The sequence below is a fragment of the Pseudomonas sp. GV047 genome, from assembly GCF_003058245.1.
GTDB lineage: Bacteria > Pseudomonadota > Gammaproteobacteria > Pseudomonadales > Pseudomonadaceae > Aquipseudomonas > Aquipseudomonas marginalis.
In genome coordinates this window covers 556139-572582 of record NZ_QCWA01000002.1, presented here as the reverse complement: position 1 = coordinate 572582, position 16444 = coordinate 556139, and the positions used below count along the sequence as shown (strand labels likewise).

The window sequence follows — 16444 nt, the reverse complement described above, 5'->3', positions numbered from 1 at the left end:
AGCTGCGCTGGTGTCATCAAGTAGTCAGTGTACGCAGCAGGTTCTTGTAGTCCTCGCGAATATCCGCGTCGGATTCCTTAAGTTCGTTGATCTTGCGGCACGCGTGCAAGACCGTGGTGTGGTCGCGGCCGCCAAACACATCACCGATTTCCGGCAGGCTATGGTTGGTCAACTCCTTGGAGAGTGCCATGGCCACCTGACGAGGACGCGCCACCGAGCGCGAACGGCGCTTGGACAGCAGGTCGGAAATCTTGATCTTGTAGTACTCGGCCACGGTGCGCTGGATGTTATCCACACTCACCAGTTTGTCCTGCAATGCCAGCAAGTCTTTCAGGGATTCGCGAATCAGCTCGATGGTGATGTCGCGGCCCATGAAGTGAGAGTGCGCAATGACACGCTTGAGCGCACCTTCCAGCTCACGCACGTTGGAACGGATGCGTTGGGCGATGAAAAACGCAGCGTCGTGGGGCAGATCGACTTTCGCCTGATCGGCCTTTTTCATCAGGATCGCTACGCGGGTCTCCAGCTCCGGCGGCTCTACCGCAACGGTAAGGCCCCAGCCAAAGCGCGACTTCAAGCGTTCTTCCAGGCCTTCGATTTCCTTCGGGTAACGGTCACTGGTCAGGATGACCTGTTGGCCGCCTTCGAGCAGGGCGTTGAAGGTGTGGAAAAACTCTTCCTGGGAACGCTCCTTGCGCGCGAAGAATTGAATGTCATCGATCAGCAATGCATCAACGGAGCGGTAGAACCGCTTGAACTCGTTGATCGCATTGAGCTGCAGGGCCTTGACCATGTCTGCCACGAAGCGCTCCGAGTGCAGGTACACAACCTTGGCATTCGGGTTCTTCTTTAATAGGTGGTTACCCACAGCGTGCATCAAGTGGGTCTTACCCAAGCCAACGCCGCCATACAGGAAGAGCGGGTTGTAACCATGCTTGGGGTTATCGGCGACCTGCCAGGCGGCCGCGCGGGCCAGCTGGTTGGATTTACCTTCGACGAAGTTCTCGAAGGTGAACGTGCGGTTCAGGTAGCTGGTGTGCTTGAGCGCACCTTCGACCTGCACCGTGCGCTGCTCGGCGCGGACCGGAGCCTGCTGTGAACTGGCACCCGCCATCGGATCGAAGCTGTCGCGGGACGGCTCTTCATTGATAGGCGCGTTGTTCTGCGACGAGGCTTTCGAAGGCGTCTGGGCAACCGGCGCTGGCGAGTTATTAACAGGCGCCACAGGGGCTTGAGCCTGCGAGGCACTCGCTGCGAGCGGAGCATTCGGTGCAGCACGAGGTGCCGAGCTGCGTTTGCTGCCTATTAATAAGGAAAGCACGGGCGCAAGGCCATTGCCGTGTTCATCGAGCAATTCGAGAACGCGGCTCAGGTACTTCTCGTTGACCCAGTCGAGAACAAAGCGATTGGGCGCATAGACACGCAACTCGTCGCCTTCGGCTTCGACCTGTAGCGGGCGGATCCAGGTGTTGAATTGCTGGGCAGGCAGCTCATCGCGCAAAAGCTCCACGCACTGCTGCCAAAGTTCCACTGACACGGATATCCCCTAAGTTGAAAGCCGGTGAGGCAAAAACAGCCGCCATTGTAGCGGCCAGCAGCCCACTTATCCACATGTAGGTTGCTCACAGGCCAGCCAAAATCAATGCCTTAACTGCAAAAAATGCGACAGATGGTCTGTGCATAAGCTCTGTGGATAAGCGCGCCTGAGCTCGTTGTACAAGTGGGGTCGAAAGTCTGTGGGTAACTGGCCTGTGGATAACATGCCATTCCACACACAGCTTATCCGACAGCGCAGCACAGGCAGAGCACCGCTTCTCCCCCGTGTTGTCATTCTCTGTACAGCACGTGGAATATGGCCTTAAGGCAGTTATCCACAGAGGATGGCCTGCGTAGCTTTTATAAGCTTTACAGAAAAGCTTTAAATAACTTCCTTCTTTATTTTTATATCTATGGCATTGCTCATGGAAGCAGAACGGAAAGAAAAGGTCTGGAGGCCCGTAAAGATCTAATTGAAGGAAAAGCTGGTTGGAAATTGACCTAGAGGCTTGCTTTCTCTAGAATCGCCGGTCTCTTAAAACGGGGGCCATTCCGGCCCGTTGTGGACGAACCAGGTAACAACGCCATGAAACGTACTTTCCAACCAAGCACCATCAAACGCGCCCGTACCCACGGCTTCCGTGCTCGCATGGCTACCAAGAACGGCCGTGCTGTCCTGTCGCGTCGCCGCGCCAAAGGTCGTGCGCGTCTGGCAGTTTGATAATCCGGTACTGGTGGTGAGTCAGGACTTCAGTCGGGAAAAGCGTCTGCTAACCCCCCGGCACTTCAAGGCAGTCTTTGACTCCCCCACCGGCAAGGTTCCGGGGAAAAATCTCCTGCTCCTTGCGCGTAACAACGATCTTGATCACCCCCGTCTCGGGTTGGTGATCGGCAAGAAGAGCGTAAAGCTCTCCGTTGAGCGCAATCGCCTCAAGCGTCTGATGCGCGAATCGTTTCGCCTCCACCAGGACACTCTGGTTGGTTGGGATATTGTTATCGTCGCGCGCAAAGGCTTGGGGGATGTAGAAAACCCCGAATTGATTCAGCATTTCGGCAAGCTCTGGAAACGTCTGGCGCGTACCAACAAACCAGCACCAGCAGTCAGCACCGAAACTGTAGGGGTAGACAGCACCGATGCGTAAACTGGCACTCGTTCCGATCCAGTTTTATCGCTATGCCATTAGTCCTCTGATGGCCAGCCACTGTCGTTTCTACCCCAGTTGTTCCTGCTACGCGTTAGAGGCCATAGAAAATCATGGTCTTCTGCGCGGTGGCTGGCTGACCTTTCGTCGTTTAGGTCGCTGTCATCCGTGGAATCCCGGTGGTTATGACCCGGTTCCACCTATCCCTACCTCCCGTTCTTCTTCGATGGCCGAGTAATCATGGATATTAAACGCACGATCCTGATCGTCGCCCTGGCAATCGTGTCCTACGTCATGGTCCTTAAGTGGAACCAGGACTATGGCCAGGCTGCCCTGCCGACTCAGAATGTTGCTGCCAATGCTGTTCCAGCGGGGCTTCCCGATACAGTAAGTGGCACCAATACTGCCGCCAGTGATGACATTCCACGGGCAGCGGGCGAAACAAAAGCACCTGCCGAAGTTGCAGTTGCCGCAAGCACCGACCTCATCCAGATCAAGACGGATGTGTTGGACCTGGCTATCGACCCGCAAGGTGGCGATGTTGCCAAGCTGACACTTCCGCTGTATCCGCGTCGTCAGGATCACCCGGAAATCCCATTCCAGTTGTTCGATAACGGTGGCGAACGTGTTTACCAGGCACAAAGTGGCCTGATCGGCACCAACGGCCCTGATGCGAGTGCAACCGGTCGTCCGATTTTCTCTGCGGAGAAGAAGAGCTATCAACTGGCAGATGGCCAAGACCAACTGGTCGTGGACTTGAAGTTCAGCAAGGACGGCGTCAACTACATCAAGCGCTTCACACTCAAGCGCGGCCTGTACGACATCGTTGTCACCTATCTGATCGACAACCAGAGCGCCCAGCCTTGGACCGGCGCAATGTTTGCGCAGCTCAAGCGTGACGCCAGTTCCGATCCATCGTCCAGCACTGCGACGGGTACCGCGACTTACCTGGGCGCTGCCCTGTGGACAAGTTCGGAGCCGTACAAAAAAGTATCCATGAAAGACATGGATAAAGTGGCCGAAGACAAAACCAAGGCGCCGATCACCTATAACGTGAACGGTGGCTGGGTAGCCTGGCTGCAACACTACTTCGTGACCGCGTGGATTCCTCAGCCCGGCCAGAACAATGCAGTACTGGCGCGCAAGGACAGCAAAGGCAACTACATCATCGGCTACACAGGCCCGGCGATGACCGTCGCTCCAGGTGCCAAGGCTGAAACCAGCGCTACGCTGTACGCCGGCCCGAAAAGCCAGGCCGTGCTGAAAGAGTTGTCCCCAGGTCTGGAACTGACTGTGGATTACGGCATCCTGTGGTTCATTGCCCAGCCGATCTTCTGGCTGCTGCAACATATCCACAGCATCGTCGGTAACTGGGGCTGGTCGATCATCTTCCTGACCATGCTGATCAAGGGGATCTTCTTCCCACTGTCGGCCGCCAGCTACAAGTCGATGGCGCGCATGCGTGCCGTGGCCCCTAAACTGGCCGCGCTGAAAGAACAACATGGCGATGACCGGCAGAAAATGTCGCAGGCCATGATGGAGCTGTACAAGAAAGAGAAGATCAACCCGCTGGGTGGATGCTTGCCGATTCTGGTACAGATGCCGGTATTCCTGTCGCTGTACTGGGTACTCCTGGAAAGCGTGGAAATGCGCCAGGCACCGTTCATGCTGTGGATAACTGACCTGTCGATCAAAGACCCGTTCTTTATCCTGCCGATCATCATGGGCGCGACCATGTTTATCCAGCAGCGCCTGAACCCGACGCCGCCGGATCCGATGCAGGCCAAGGTGATGAAAATGATGCCAATCATCTTCACCTTCTTCTTCCTGTGGTTCCCGGCTGGCCTGGTTCTGTACTGGGTGGTCAACAACGTGTTGTCGATCTCTCAACAGTGGTACATCACACGTAAAATCGAAGCGGCTACCAAAAAAGCCGAGGCGTAATTTACTCTGTGGATAACCACTCAAGACGCCCCCTAGTGGGGCGTTTTGCTTTCCGTCACTTTTATTCTGGAACCTGCTGATGAGCGCTCCTCGTGAAACCATCGCTGCTGTCGCTACCGCTCAGGGTCGCGGCGGTGTCGGTATCGTTCGTATTTCCGGACCGCTCGCCGGGATTGCCGCGAAGGCCATCAGCGGACGAGAGTTGACGCCGCGCTATGCCCATTACGGCCCGTTCCTCGGCTCTGATGAGGAAGTATTGGACGAAGGCCTGGCCCTGTATTTCCCGGGACCCAACTCCTTCACGGGTGAAGACGTGCTGGAATTGCAGGGGCACGGTGGCCCGATCGTTCTGGATATGTTGCTGCAGCGCTGCCTGCAGTTGGGTTGCCGCCTGGCTCGCCCGGGTGAGTTCAGTGAGCGGGCATTCCTCAACGACAAGCTCGACCTGGCACAGGCCGAGGCGATTGCCGATTTGATCGAGGCCAGTTCTGCGCAAGCTGCACGCAATGCGCTGCGCTCTCTGCAGGGCGCTTTTTCCCTGCGTGTGCATAACTTGACCGAACAGTTGATCAGCCTGCGCATCTACGTCGAGGCGGCGATTGATTTTCCTGAAGAGGAAATCGACTTCCTTGCCGATGGCCATGTATTGGCGATGCTGGATAAGGTCCGTGATGAGTTATCCACAGTCCTGCGGGAAGCCGGGCAAGGCGCGTTGCTGCGAGACGGCATGACCGTCGTGATCGCCGGGCGTCCCAATGCCGGCAAATCCAGCCTGCTCAATGCGCTGGCGGGGCGTGAAGCAGCCATTGTCACCGAGATCGCCGGCACCACCCGGGATATCCTGCGCGAACATATCCACATCGATGGCATGCCGTTGCACGTCGTCGACACCGCCGGTTTACGCGATACCGATGACCAGGTGGAAAAGATCGGCGTGGAACGCGCGCTCAAAGCCATCGGCGAAGCGGACCGGGTACTGCTGGTGGTGGACGCCACCGCGCCGGAGGCTGTGGATCCTTTTGCATTGTGGCCGGAATTCCTCGAGCAACGGCCGGACCCGGCCAAAGTCACCTTGATTCGTAACAAAGCCGATCTGACGGGTGAAGCCATTGCGATGGAAACCAGCGCTGATGGCCACGTCACTATCAGCCTGAGCGCCAAGTCTGCGGGTGAGGGCCTGGAATTGCTGCGCGAGCATCTCAAGGCCTGCATGGGTTACGAGCAGACGTCGGAAAGCAGCTTCAGTGCGCGCCGCAGGCACCTGGAGGCGCTGCGCCATGCAAGCTCGGCATTGGAGCACGGCCGGGCGCAGTTGACCTTGGCGGGGGCGGGGGAGCTGCTGGCTGAGGATCTTCGCCAGGCGCAGCAGCTGTTGGGAGAAATCACCGGCGCATTCAGCTCCGATGATTTGTTGGGACGGATCTTCTCCAGCTTCTGTATCGGCAAGTAGGAGCAGGCTTGCCAGCGATAGCGGCCTGAAGATCATTTTGATTCTTCAGGCCTTCATCCATCACCAGTTGTACGAAACAGTCCCAAGCAGTGTACGACTGTCACCCCAGTAGCAGCGGCCCGCGTCGTTGCATCCAGAAACATACTCCTTGTCGAACAGGTTCTTGGCGTTCACGTCCACTGACCAGTGCTTGTCGATCTGATAGCCGACGGCTGCGTCCACCAGAGTGACGCTCCCAGCATCCAGCTTTCCGTACAGGCTTGGCTGGGTGTAAGAAAACGTACTGTCGAAATAGCGCACACCGCCGCCCAGGGACAAGCCCTTGAGTTGGCCATCGAGGAAGCGGTACTTGCCCCACACCGAGGCCTGGTTGCGCGGAACCCCTGTCATCTGATGCCCCTCGACCAGCGAGGTAGCCGAGTCCTTGGTAATACGAGCGTCAGTGTAGGTGTAGGCTGCGGTCACATTCAGGTGGGGCGTGATGTTGCTGTTCACCTCGACCTCGGCCCCTTTGGCCCGGCTTTCGCCCACCTGACGGTAGCTGTTGGTGGTGGCGTCGAGGTAGGTGTCGTCTTCCTTGCGCAAGTCATACACCGACAGGGTCATCGCCGTATCCCAGCCGACCGGTTCGTACTTCACACCCACTTCGTACTGACTGCTGGTGATCGGCTTCAACGGTGAGCCGGCGTTGGAGATCTGCTGTACAGGCACAAATGCGGTGGAGTAGCTGACGTACGGCGTCAGGCCGTTGTCGAACTGGTACATCACCCCGCCCTGGTAGGTAAACTTGCGGTCTTCGGAGCCGGTGTCGCTGGCCTTGTTGACCTTGTCGCGGAAATCACTGTCGACCCAGTCCTGGCGGCCGCCCAGCAGGAACAACCAGTGGTCATACTTGCTCTGGATTTGTGCATAAACACCCTTCATTTGCTGCTCGAGCAAGGTGTTTTGCACAGCCACCGGGGTAAGCGGCTCACGCAGGTACACGGGGTTATACACGTTGATGGTGCCGGCGAAGCCTGCGTCCCAATCCTGGTTGAACGAGGTGCGGTCATAACTGGCGCCGAACAGCACCGTATTTTCCAGGTCACCGACCTGGAATTTGCCTTCCAACTGGTTATCCAGGGAGTAGACCATCGACTTGTTGTAGCGGTCGTAGGCCGTCATGTTCAGTTGGGTGCCGAAACCGCCATTGTTCAATGTGCCCGGCCAGGTTTCGTGACGGTTGATGCGCGATTGCATGTACCGCGAGTTCTGGCGGAACTGCCACTCATCATTGAAGTTGTGGCTGAATTCGTAGCCGCTGCTCCAGGCTTCACGTTCGAACGTATTCCAGTCCGGGTCGCCGAGCATGGTGTGCTTGGACAGCTTTCCGTTCGGATTTGTAAGCAAGGTCCCCGCGGCGGGTAGGCCGAGTTCGAGATTGGTGTGGTCCTTTTGGTAATTGGCCAACAGAGTGAGCGTGTTGAAGTCGTCGAAATTCAGGGTCAGTGAAGGCGCTATATACAGGCGATCATCAGGAACATGGTCAGTCTGCGTATCAGACTTGCGGCCGAGCATCACCACCCGGCCAAGGATATTGCCGCTGTCGTTGAGTGGACCAGAGATATCCACACCCAACTGACGCCGATTATTCGAGCCATAACCGAGCTGCACTTCACCCTGCGGCGTGGCAGTCGGATGTTTGCTCACCAGGTTCACTAAACCGCCAGGCGCGTTTTCACCGTACAGCAGGGAAGAGGGCCCACGGAATATTTCGACCCGCTCCAGGCCATAGGGCTCACTGGTGGTGTCGTACCGATTGCCTTGTACACGCAGGCCATCTCGCAGCAGGCCGTAGCCGTAATCCGTGGCATTGAAACCGCGGATGAAGAACAAGTCACCTGCGAGACCGTCGCCAGCAGCAAAGGGCGGCGCGAAGATACCTGGCACGTAGCCCAATACTTCAGTCAGGGTCTGCGACTTCTGGTCCTTGATGCGCTGGCCGGTGACGACCGATACCGAACGCGGTGTTTCCGACAGAGGCGTGCTGGTCTTGGTACCGATACGGCTGTTTTGCGCTTTGTAGCCCACATCCCCGGCAATCTCCTGATTGAACCCAGCCTGTTGATAAGTGCTGACAGTGGTGGGCGCGAGCGTGAGTTGCCCTGTAGGAATGGCCTGCAGGACATAGCTGCCTGGCGCCTGGACTACCGCTTGTAACCCCGAGTTCTGCAGCAACAGTGCAAAGCCTTGCTCAACCGAATAGTCACCTTCCAGCCCGGTGGTGTTCAAGCGCGCGGTTTGTTGGGGCGGGAAAGACAGAATCACATTCGCCCTGGCGGCAAATTGGCTCAAGGCATTGTCCAGGGGACCAGCCGCAATGGCGTAATGCTGCACCGTGCTGGCGGCCATGGCGTCACTGGATAGCAAAACACCGGCTGTGGCTGCTGTGCCGAGCAGTAGGCTGCACGTCATACCGTGGTAGGAAAGTCGCTGGCGGAGCTTGGTGCGAAGGCGCATAGGTGGGTAAGCCCTGAAGGTGGCGTCGTGATTACCTTTAGGGCCGTGCCAGGTAAAAAAAAGATAACCCCTTGTGAGGATATTTTTTCCGATCAAGCGATTCGCTTCACCGAAACCCAATAGCGAGTGAAGTATTTCACCTGAATGGGCAAGGTTGCCTGCAGATTCGCCAGCACCGCATCGGTGGAGTCGAGGCGGAAAGTCCCGGAAACACGCAGGCGTGCACTAGCCAAGTCGCATTTCAGGACGCCCGGACGGTAGCGGGCAAGGTCTTCGATCACATCCCCGAGGCGAGCATCCAATACGATCAGCTGGCCATCGACCCAGGCAGCCTGGGACCCGCTATACGTGTGGCCAAGCCCTACGTTTTGACGATCAAAGTCAGCGCTTTCACCGGCACCGAGCAGTCGAGCATGGTTGGGCCGGTCACCAGGGGCCACACTTACGCGATCCTCCAGAACACCGACACGCGTGGAATCTGGCAACTGGCGCACTGTAAACCGAGTACCCAATGCCTGGACTCGGCCCTGGCGGGTTTCGACATAAAAGGGCGTGTGCCCGCCCAACTTGCCGGTGTGGATAAGTACTTCACCTTCACGCAGCCGGATCAAACGTTGGCGCCCGTCGAAGATTACGTCAATCGCCGTGCTGGTATTCAGATCAATCCGTGTGCCGTCAGCCAATGCGATACGCCGGCGTTCCCCCACAGAGGTCCGGTAGTCGGCCCAAACATTGCCCAGGGAGGTGTGTTGCTGGACATTCCAGCCCAGGCACCCGGTACCGCCCATTACCAGCATCCACTTCAATACCTGGCGACGTTGTTGCGTGGTCGACAATGCCCGGCGGGTGAAATCCTGGGGCAGGGCGCCGAGACTGCGCTGCAATTGCTCCATCTGGTTCCACGCCGCCTGATGGGACGGATCGCCGTTGAGCCATTGTTGCCAGGCAAGGCGTTCAGCAGCCGTAGGCGTTTGGGATTGAAACTGTACATACCAGTGAGCAGCGGCCTCGAAGGTCTTGCGATCGGGGGCGGCCATTACAGGCTGGCCATGATCAGCGAGCATTCAGTCAATGCACGGATCATGTGCTTCTTCACCGTGGTCAGCGACACCTGCAGTTGATCGGCGATCTGTTGATAAGTCAGCCCCTCGATCTGCGACAACAGGAAGATCCGTCGCGTTCGCTCGCCGAGTCCGGACAGGGCTTTATCCACAGCCACCAGCGTCTCGATGATGATGGCTTTGTCTTCCTCACTGATGGCCGTGGCTTCAGGCCGTTCGGCCAAGGTCTGCTTGTAGGCCTGCTCGATGGCATGCCGGCGATAACGATCAATCACCAGGCCCCTGGCGATGGTTGCCAGGTAGTCACGCGGTTCAACGATCTGCGCCGCATGCCGCCCAACCAGAATGCGCACGAACGTATCGTGCGCCACATCGGCTGCATCGCAGGCGTTATGCAACTTACCTTTGAGCCACCCGTGCAACCAGGAGTGGTGCTGCTCGTAGATGTTCTGAACCGCAGCCGTGTGTGAAGAAGGGGACATAGGGCATGACAAGCTAGGTTAATGATAATCGCTATTATTAACTGCCTGGCTGTTTTCTCACAATAGATCTCTTTTTGACGTGCTCACCCCCGAATAGAAAGATTCGGTTGGCGTCGTCGTGGGCGAAATTCACACGATTGCACGGATTTCTGTGGATTAAGCCCTGTGAATAACCGCCCCTGTGCCCAGTTGATAACAGGGCTCGAAACCTGAGTAAAAACCCCTCTGTGGATAACCACCTGTTTAATCCACAGGCTTAAAGCACTTATCCAAGGGCCTCATTGGCACATGACCACAGACTTTTGAATCGCTGTACACATTGTAAATAAAGGCCTGTAGAGATCTATCCACAGAAAAGGTGCCCAGTAGAAATAAACATAAAAACAAAGATTTAATAAATTTCTCTCTTTTAATTTCTATTGTCTGTGATTCATCCACAGCTGGTTAAATTTTGTGCAAAGGGTTCTTTAGGAAGGGCGAAGTCCCTATACTTGCCGCCAAAGCTCCAAAACCCTTTCAACAAACAATTCCTGATTACCTACATAAGCAGGCACGAGGTGCGTGGTGGATTTCCCTTCCCGTTTTGAAGTGATCGTCATCGGCGGCGGTCATGCCGGTACCGAGGCAGCACTGGCATCAGCACGCATGGGCGTAAAAACCCTGTTGCTGACGCATAACGTGGAAACCCTCGGCGCCATGAGTTGCAACCCTGCCATTGGTGGGATCGGCAAAAGCCATCTGGTCAAGGAAATCGACGCCCTTGGTGGCGTGATGGCCGAGGCTACCGACAAGGGTGGTATTCAATTTCGCGTGCTCAACAGCCGCAAAGGCCCGGCCGTGCGTGCCACTCGGGCCCAGGCAGACCGCATCCTGTACAAAGCCGCGGTCCGCGAAACCCTGGAAAACCAGCCCAACCTGTGGATATTTCAACAAGCCGCCGATGACTTGATCGTCGAACAGGACGTGGTTCGCGGTGTTGTCACCCAAATGGGCCTGCGTTTCTTCGCAGAATCCGTGGTGTTGACCACCGGTACGTTCCTCGGCGGACTTATCCACATCGGCATGCAGAACTATTCGGGTGGCCGCGCCGGTGATCCGCCGTCGATTGCCCTGGCAAAACGCCTGCGCGAATTGCCGCTGCGCGTCGGTCGCCTGAAAACCGGGACCCCACCGCGTATCGACGGGCGTTCCGTGGATTTCTCGGTGATGACCGAACAAGCGGGCGATACTCCGATTCCGGTAATGTCGTTCATGGGTTCCAAGGAGCAACACCCCAAACAGGTGAGCTGCTGGATTACCCATACCAATGCGCGCACTCACGAAATCATTGCCGCGAACCTCGACCGTTCGCCGATGTACTCCGGGGTGATCGAAGGTATTGGCCCGCGTTACTGCCCGTCGATCGAAGACAAGATCCACCGCTTTGCCGACAAGGAAAGCCATCAGGTCTTCATCGAGCCGGAAGGCCTGACTACCCATGAGCTGTACCCGAACGGGATTTCCACTTCCCTGCCGTTCGATGTGCAAATCCAGATCGTGCAATCGATTCGCGGCATGGAAAACGCACACATCGTGCGTCCGGGCTACGCCATCGAATACGACTACTTCGACCCGCGTGACCTGAAGTACAGCCTGGAAACCAAGGTTATCGGCGGTCTGTTCTTCGCCGGGCAAATCAACGGCACCACCGGCTACGAAGAAGCCGGCGCCCAGGGTTTGCTGGCCGGTACCAACGCCGCGTTGCGTGCACAGGGCAAAGACAGCTGGTGCCCGCGTCGCGATGAAGCGTATATCGGCGTGTTGGTCGACGACCTGATTACCCTGGGAACCCAGGAACCGTATCGGATGTTCACTTCCCGGGCGGAATACCGCCTGATTCTGCGGGAAGACAACGCCGACCTGCGCCTGACCGAAAAAGGTCGTGAACTGGGGCTGGTCGACGATGCGCGCTGGGCGGCCTTCTGCAAAAAACGCGAAAGCATCGAGCTTGAAGAGCAGCGCCTGAAAAGTACCTGGGTTCGCCCCGGGACCGAGCAGGGCGACGCGATTGCGGAAAAATTCGGCACGCCGCTGACTCATGAATACAACCTGCTGAACCTGCTGTCCCGTCCGGAAATCGACTACGCCGGTCTGGTCGAAGTGACCGGCGGCGGCGCCGATGATCCACAGGTTGCCGAGCAGGTCGAAATCAAGACCAAGTACGCCGGTTACATTGACCGCCAGCAGGACGAGATCGCTCGTCTGCGCGCCAGTGAAGACACCAAGCTGCCTGTGGATATCGACTACACCGGTATTTCCGGATTGTCGAAAGAAATCCAAAGCAAGCTGGGGATAACTCGCCCCGAGACCCTCGGGCAGGCTTCACGTATCCCGGGCGTCACCCCTGCAGCTATTTCGCTGTTGATGATTCATTTGAAAAAACGCGGCGCGGGCCGTCAGTTGGAGCAAAGCGCTTGAGTTCGTTGGTCACCTCGCAACACGCCGAAGAGTTATCCACAGGTGCGCGCCAATTGGGCGTGGACTTGACCGAAGCCCAGCACGATTTGCTGCTGGGTTACCTGGCCCTGTTGATCAAATGGAACAAGGCTTACAACCTGACGGCTGTGCGTGATCCCGACGAAATGGTTTCCCGTCACTTGCTCGACAGTCTGAGCGTGATGCCGTTTATCGAAAACGGTCGTTGGCTCGATGTCGGCAGTGGTGGCGGTATGCCTGGCATCCCGCTGGCTATCCTGTTTCCCGAGTCGCAAGTGACCTGCCTGGACAGCAACGGCAAGAAAACCCGCTTCCTGACCCAGGTCAAACTCGAACTCAAGCTGGATAACCTGCACGTTATCCACAGTCGCGTCGAAGCCTTCACGCCTGAGTTGCCCTTCAACGGAATTGTTTCCCGGGCGTTCAGCAGCATGGAGAACTTCAGCAACTGGACTCGTCACCTGGGCGACCGCGACACCCGCTGGCTGGCAATGAAGGGCGTCCATCCAAGCGATGAGCTGTTAGCATTGCCGGCAGACTTCCACCTCGATAGCGAACACGCCTTGGCCGTACCCGGTTGCCAAGGCCAACGCCATCTGCTGATACTGCGCCGCACGGCATGATTGGGAACACAAGCAAGAATGGCTAAGGTATTCGCGATAGCGAACCAGAAAGGTGGCGTGGGCAAAACCACCACCTGCATCAACCTCGCAGCATCCCTGGTCGCCACTAAGCGCCGGGTGCTGTTGATCGATCTCGATCCACAGGGCAACGCCACCATGGGTAGCGGTGTGGATAAACACGGCCTGGAAAACTCGGTCTATGACTTGCTGATTGGCGAGTGCGACCTGGCCCAGGCCATGCACTACTCCGAGCATGGCGGTTATCAACTGCTGCCGGCCAACCGCGATTTGACCGCGGCGGAAGTGGTGCTGCTGGAAATGCAGATGAAGGAAAGCCGTCTGCGCAGTGCGTTGGCACCGATCCGCGAGAACTACGACTACATTTTGATCGACTGCCCACCGTCGCTGTCGATGCTCACGCTTAACGCATTGGTGGCTGCCGATGGGGTGATTATCCCCATGCAGTGCGAGTACTACGCGCTGGAAGGGTTGAGCGACCTTGTGGATAACATCAAGCGTATCGCCGAGCTGCTCAACCCGAACCTGCAGATCGAAGGCCTGCTGCGAACCATGTTCGATCCGCGCCTGAGCCTGATGAACGATGTGTCGGCTCAGCTCAAGGAACACTTTGGCGACCAGCTGTACGACACCGTGATTCCACGCAACATCCGCCTGGCCGAAGCGCCAAGCTATGGCATGCCCGCGCTGGCGTACGACAAATCATCCCGTGGCGCCATTGCCTACCTGGCATTGGCCGGCGAGATGGTTCGTCGTCAACGCCGCAACTCACGCACCGCTGCAGCCCAGCCAACTTAAGGAATCCCCATGGCCGTCAAGAAACGAGGTCTCGGACGTGGACTGGATGCACTGCTGAGTGGTCCGACCGTCACATCGCTTGAAGAACAAGCGGTGCAGGCTGACGAACGCGAGCTGCAGCACCTGCCCCTGGACCTGATCCAGCGCGGCAAATACCAGCCACGCCGGGACATGGACCCCCAGGCGCTGGAGGAACTGGCCAATTCGATCAAGGCCCAGGGCGTGATGCAGCCGATTGTGGTGCGCCCGATTGGCGGTGGCCGCTTTGAAATCATCGCCGGTGAACGCCGCTGGCGCGCCAGCCAGCAGGCAGGCAAGGACACCATCCCGGCGATGGTGCGCGATGTACCGGATGAAACCGCCATCGCCATGGCGTTGATCGAGAATATCCAGCGTGAAGACCTCAATCCGATCGAGGAAGCGATCGCCTTGCAGCGTTTGCAGCAGGAATTCCAGCTGACCCAGCAACAGGTCGCCGAGGCCGTGGGTAAATCCCGTGTCACCGTGTCCAACTTGCTGCGCCTGATCGCGCTGCCGGAAGTCATCAAGACCATGTTGTCCCATGGCGACCTCGAGATGGGCCACGCCCGTGCTTTGCTCGGTCTGCCGGAAAATCAACAGGTTGAAGGGGCGCGACACGTTGTCGCACGAGGGCTCACCGTTCGTCAGACCGAGGCCCTGGTTCGCCAGTGGCTCAGCGGCAAACCTGCACCGGTCGAAACAGCCAAACCTGATCCGGATATTGCGCGTCTCGAGCAGCGCCTGGCCGAGCGCCTGGGCTCTGCGGTACAAATTCGCCACGGTAAGAAAGGCAAAGGGCAATTGGTCATCGGATATAACTCCCTTGATGAGCTTCAGGGCGTCCTTGCCCACATCCGCTGAAACATTTGCTTATGTAGCGCGTGATCGGAAATCACTACCCGGCAGTTGAATAGGGGCAGAACCGCCCCTATACTCTGCGCGCATTTTGTCGGCACAAATTATGCCAAGTTATTGATTTCCGGCAGCCGACTATTGAGGAGCAAGAGTGATGGAAACCCGCACGCCAAACACGTTGCCCTTCCATCGCTTGGCTGTTTTTCCGGTTTTATTGGCTCAATTTGTCATCTTGCTGATCGCCGCATTGGCGCTTTGGTACTGGCATGGAGTCGTAGCCGGATATTCAGGACTCTGCGGAGGCCTGATAGCCTTGCTGCCCAATATGTATTTTGCTCACAGGGCCTTTCGGTTTTCCGGCGCCCGAGCAGCCCAGGCTATCGTCCGGTCTTTTTATGCCGGCGAGGCGGGGAAACTGATTTTGACGGCAGTGCTGTTTGCACTGACCTTTGCAGGTGTGAAGCCATTGGCGCCGCTGGCTGTATTCGGCGTCTTCGTGTTGACCCAACTGGTCAGCTGGTTCGCTCCCCTGCTGATGAAAACAAGACTTTCGAAACCTTAGGGCGTTTGAGGCAACCATGGCAGAAACAACCGCTTCGGGCTATATCCAGCACCACTTGCAGAACCTGACCTTCGGTCAGCTTCCCAACGGCGGCTGGGGCTTTGCCCACTCCGCAGCAGAAGCCAAAGAAATGGGCTTCTGGGCTTTCCACCTGGATACTCTGGGCTGGTCGGTCGCTTTGGGTCTGATCTTCGTCCTGATTTTCCGCATGGCGGCAAAGAAGGCGACTTCCGGTCAGCCAGGTGCTTTGCAGAACTTCGTTGAAGTACTGGTCGAATTCGTCGATGGCAGCGTGAAAGACAGCTTCCATGGCCGTAGCCCGGTGATTGCACCGTTGGCACTGACCATCTTCGTCTGGGTGTTCCTGATGAACGCCGTCGACCTGATCCCGGTTGACTGGATCCCTCAGTTGGCCATGGCGATTTCCGGCGACCCGCACATTCCATTCCGTGCCGTATCGACCACTGACCCGAACGCTACCCTGGGCATGGCCCTGTCGGTATTTGCGTTGATCATTTTCTACAGCATCAAGATCAAGGGCATCGGCGGCTTCATCGGCGAACTGACCCTGCACCCGTTCGGCAGCAAGAACATCTTCGTTCAAGCCCTGCTGATCCCGGTGAACTTCCTGCTGGAATTCGTCACCCTGATCGCCAAGCCGATCTCCCTGGCCCTGCGACTGTTCGGCAACATGTATGCCGGCGAGCTGGTGTTCATTCTGATCGCTGTGATGTTCGGCAGCGGCCTGCTCTGGCTTAGCGGCCTGGGCATTGTTCTGCAGTGGGCGTGGGCTGTGTTCCACATCCTGATCATCACCCTGCAGGCCTTCATCTTCATGATGCTGACCATCGTCTACCTGTCGATGGCGCACGAAGAGAACCATTAAGGCCAGTCTCGACTAGCCTGATGTCCTTCCCGGTGAAACGGGAAGGTGGCCCACCAGGGCTATGAAACGATTTGTTTTACCGCTTTAAAATC

General features: G+C 57.3%; 15 protein-coding genes. 11 read left to right on the top strand and 4 right to left on the bottom strand.

Translation table 11 applies throughout. The features are described from left to right. Positions 1 to 16: 16 nt before the first annotated feature. A complete protein-coding gene (gene dnaA, locus C8K58_RS07835) occupies positions 17 to 1537 on the bottom strand; it encodes a chromosomal replication initiator protein DnaA (protein ID WP_027608165.1) in 1521 nt (506 codons plus the stop codon). Between the two features lie 585 nt (positions 1538 to 2122). On the opposite strand from dnaA, the gene rpmH reads away from it, so the two are divergent. From rpmH to mnmE, 5 genes are all read left to right on the top strand, one after another. Next, positions 2123 to 2257, top strand: a complete 135-nt coding sequence (gene rpmH / locus C8K58_RS07830; protein ID WP_003213577.1) for a 50S ribosomal protein L34 — start codon at positions 2123 to 2125, stop codon at positions 2255 to 2257. 16 nt (positions 2258 to 2273) lie between these two features. Next, positions 2274 to 2678, top strand: coding sequence for a ribonuclease P protein component (gene rnpA / locus C8K58_RS07825; protein WP_053128141.1), 405 nt, complete (start codon positions 2274 to 2276; stop codon positions 2676 to 2678). Further along, a complete protein-coding gene (gene yidD / locus C8K58_RS07820; protein ID WP_010207715.1) occupies positions 2671 to 2916 on the top strand; it encodes a membrane protein insertion efficiency factor YidD in 246 nt (81 codons plus the stop codon). Before rnpA ends, yidD begins: the two co-directional genes overlap by 8 nt. A 2-nt stretch (positions 2917 to 2918) precedes the next feature. Next, positions 2919 to 4622 (top strand): membrane protein insertase YidC, encoded by a 1704-nt coding sequence (gene yidC, locus C8K58_RS07815; RefSeq protein WP_027608166.1) that lies wholly within the window; start codon positions 2919 to 2921, stop codon positions 4620 to 4622. 79 nt (positions 4623 to 4701) lie between these two features. Then, on the top strand, positions 4702 to 6072 hold the full coding sequence (gene mnmE / locus C8K58_RS07810) for a tRNA uridine-5-carboxymethylaminomethyl(34) synthesis GTPase MnmE (protein ID WP_043293853.1): 1371 nt from the start codon (positions 4702 to 4704) through the stop codon (positions 6070 to 6072). 60 nt (positions 6073 to 6132) lie between these two features. Here mnmE and C8K58_RS07805 read toward each other — a convergent pair whose 3' ends face one another. The 3 genes from C8K58_RS07805 to C8K58_RS07795 form a co-directional block, all read right to left on the bottom strand. Further along, positions 6133 to 8571, bottom strand: coding sequence for a TonB-dependent siderophore receptor (locus C8K58_RS07805; RefSeq protein WP_108573524.1), 2439 nt, complete (start codon positions 8569 to 8571; stop codon positions 6133 to 6135). A gap of 92 nt (positions 8572 to 8663) precedes the next feature. Next, on the bottom strand, positions 8664 to 9608 hold the full coding sequence (locus C8K58_RS07800; RefSeq protein WP_027608170.1) for a FecR domain-containing protein: 945 nt from the start codon (positions 9606 to 9608) through the stop codon (positions 8664 to 8666). Further along, positions 9608 to 10114, bottom strand: a complete 507-nt coding sequence (locus C8K58_RS07795) for a sigma-70 family RNA polymerase sigma factor (RefSeq protein WP_027608171.1) — start codon at positions 10112 to 10114, stop codon at positions 9608 to 9610. Before C8K58_RS07795 ends, C8K58_RS07800 begins: the two co-directional genes overlap by 1 nt. A gap of 564 nt (positions 10115 to 10678) precedes the next feature. Between C8K58_RS07795 and mnmG the strand changes: the two genes are divergently transcribed. From mnmG to atpB, 6 genes are all read left to right on the top strand, one after another. After that, positions 10679 to 12571 carry a tRNA uridine-5-carboxymethylaminomethyl(34) synthesis enzyme MnmG gene (gene mnmG, locus C8K58_RS07790; RefSeq protein WP_108573522.1) on the top strand — a complete coding sequence of 631 codons (1893 nt, stop codon included), beginning with the start codon at positions 10679 to 10681 and terminating at the stop codon, positions 12569 to 12571. After that, a complete protein-coding gene (rsmG, locus tag C8K58_RS07785; protein WP_027608173.1) occupies positions 12568 to 13212 on the top strand; it encodes a 16S rRNA (guanine(527)-N(7))-methyltransferase RsmG in 645 nt (214 codons plus the stop codon). The genes mnmG and rsmG overlap by 4 nt, the downstream gene beginning before the upstream one ends. An 18-nt stretch (positions 13213 to 13230) precedes the next feature. Next, complete coding sequence (locus C8K58_RS07780) at positions 13231 to 14028, top strand: ParA family protein (RefSeq protein WP_016978715.1); 798 nt, start codon at positions 13231 to 13233, stop codon at positions 14026 to 14028. A 9-nt stretch (positions 14029 to 14037) separates the two neighbouring features. Next, entirely contained in the window at positions 14038 to 14910 is an 873-nt protein-coding gene (locus C8K58_RS07775; RefSeq protein WP_015886650.1) for a ParB/RepB/Spo0J family partition protein, read from the top strand. A gap of 148 nt (positions 14911 to 15058) precedes the next feature. Continuing rightward, on the top strand, positions 15059 to 15466 hold the full coding sequence (locus C8K58_RS07770) for a F0F1 ATP synthase subunit I (RefSeq protein WP_010565865.1): 408 nt from the start codon (positions 15059 to 15061) through the stop codon (positions 15464 to 15466). Positions 15467 to 15482: 16 nt separating this feature from the next. Further along, positions 15483 to 16352: a F0F1 ATP synthase subunit A gene (gene atpB / locus C8K58_RS07765; protein ID WP_017736231.1), complete on the top strand. Its 870-nt coding sequence runs from the start codon at positions 15483 to 15485 to the stop codon at positions 16350 to 16352. Positions 16353 to 16444: the final 92 nt, after the last annotated feature.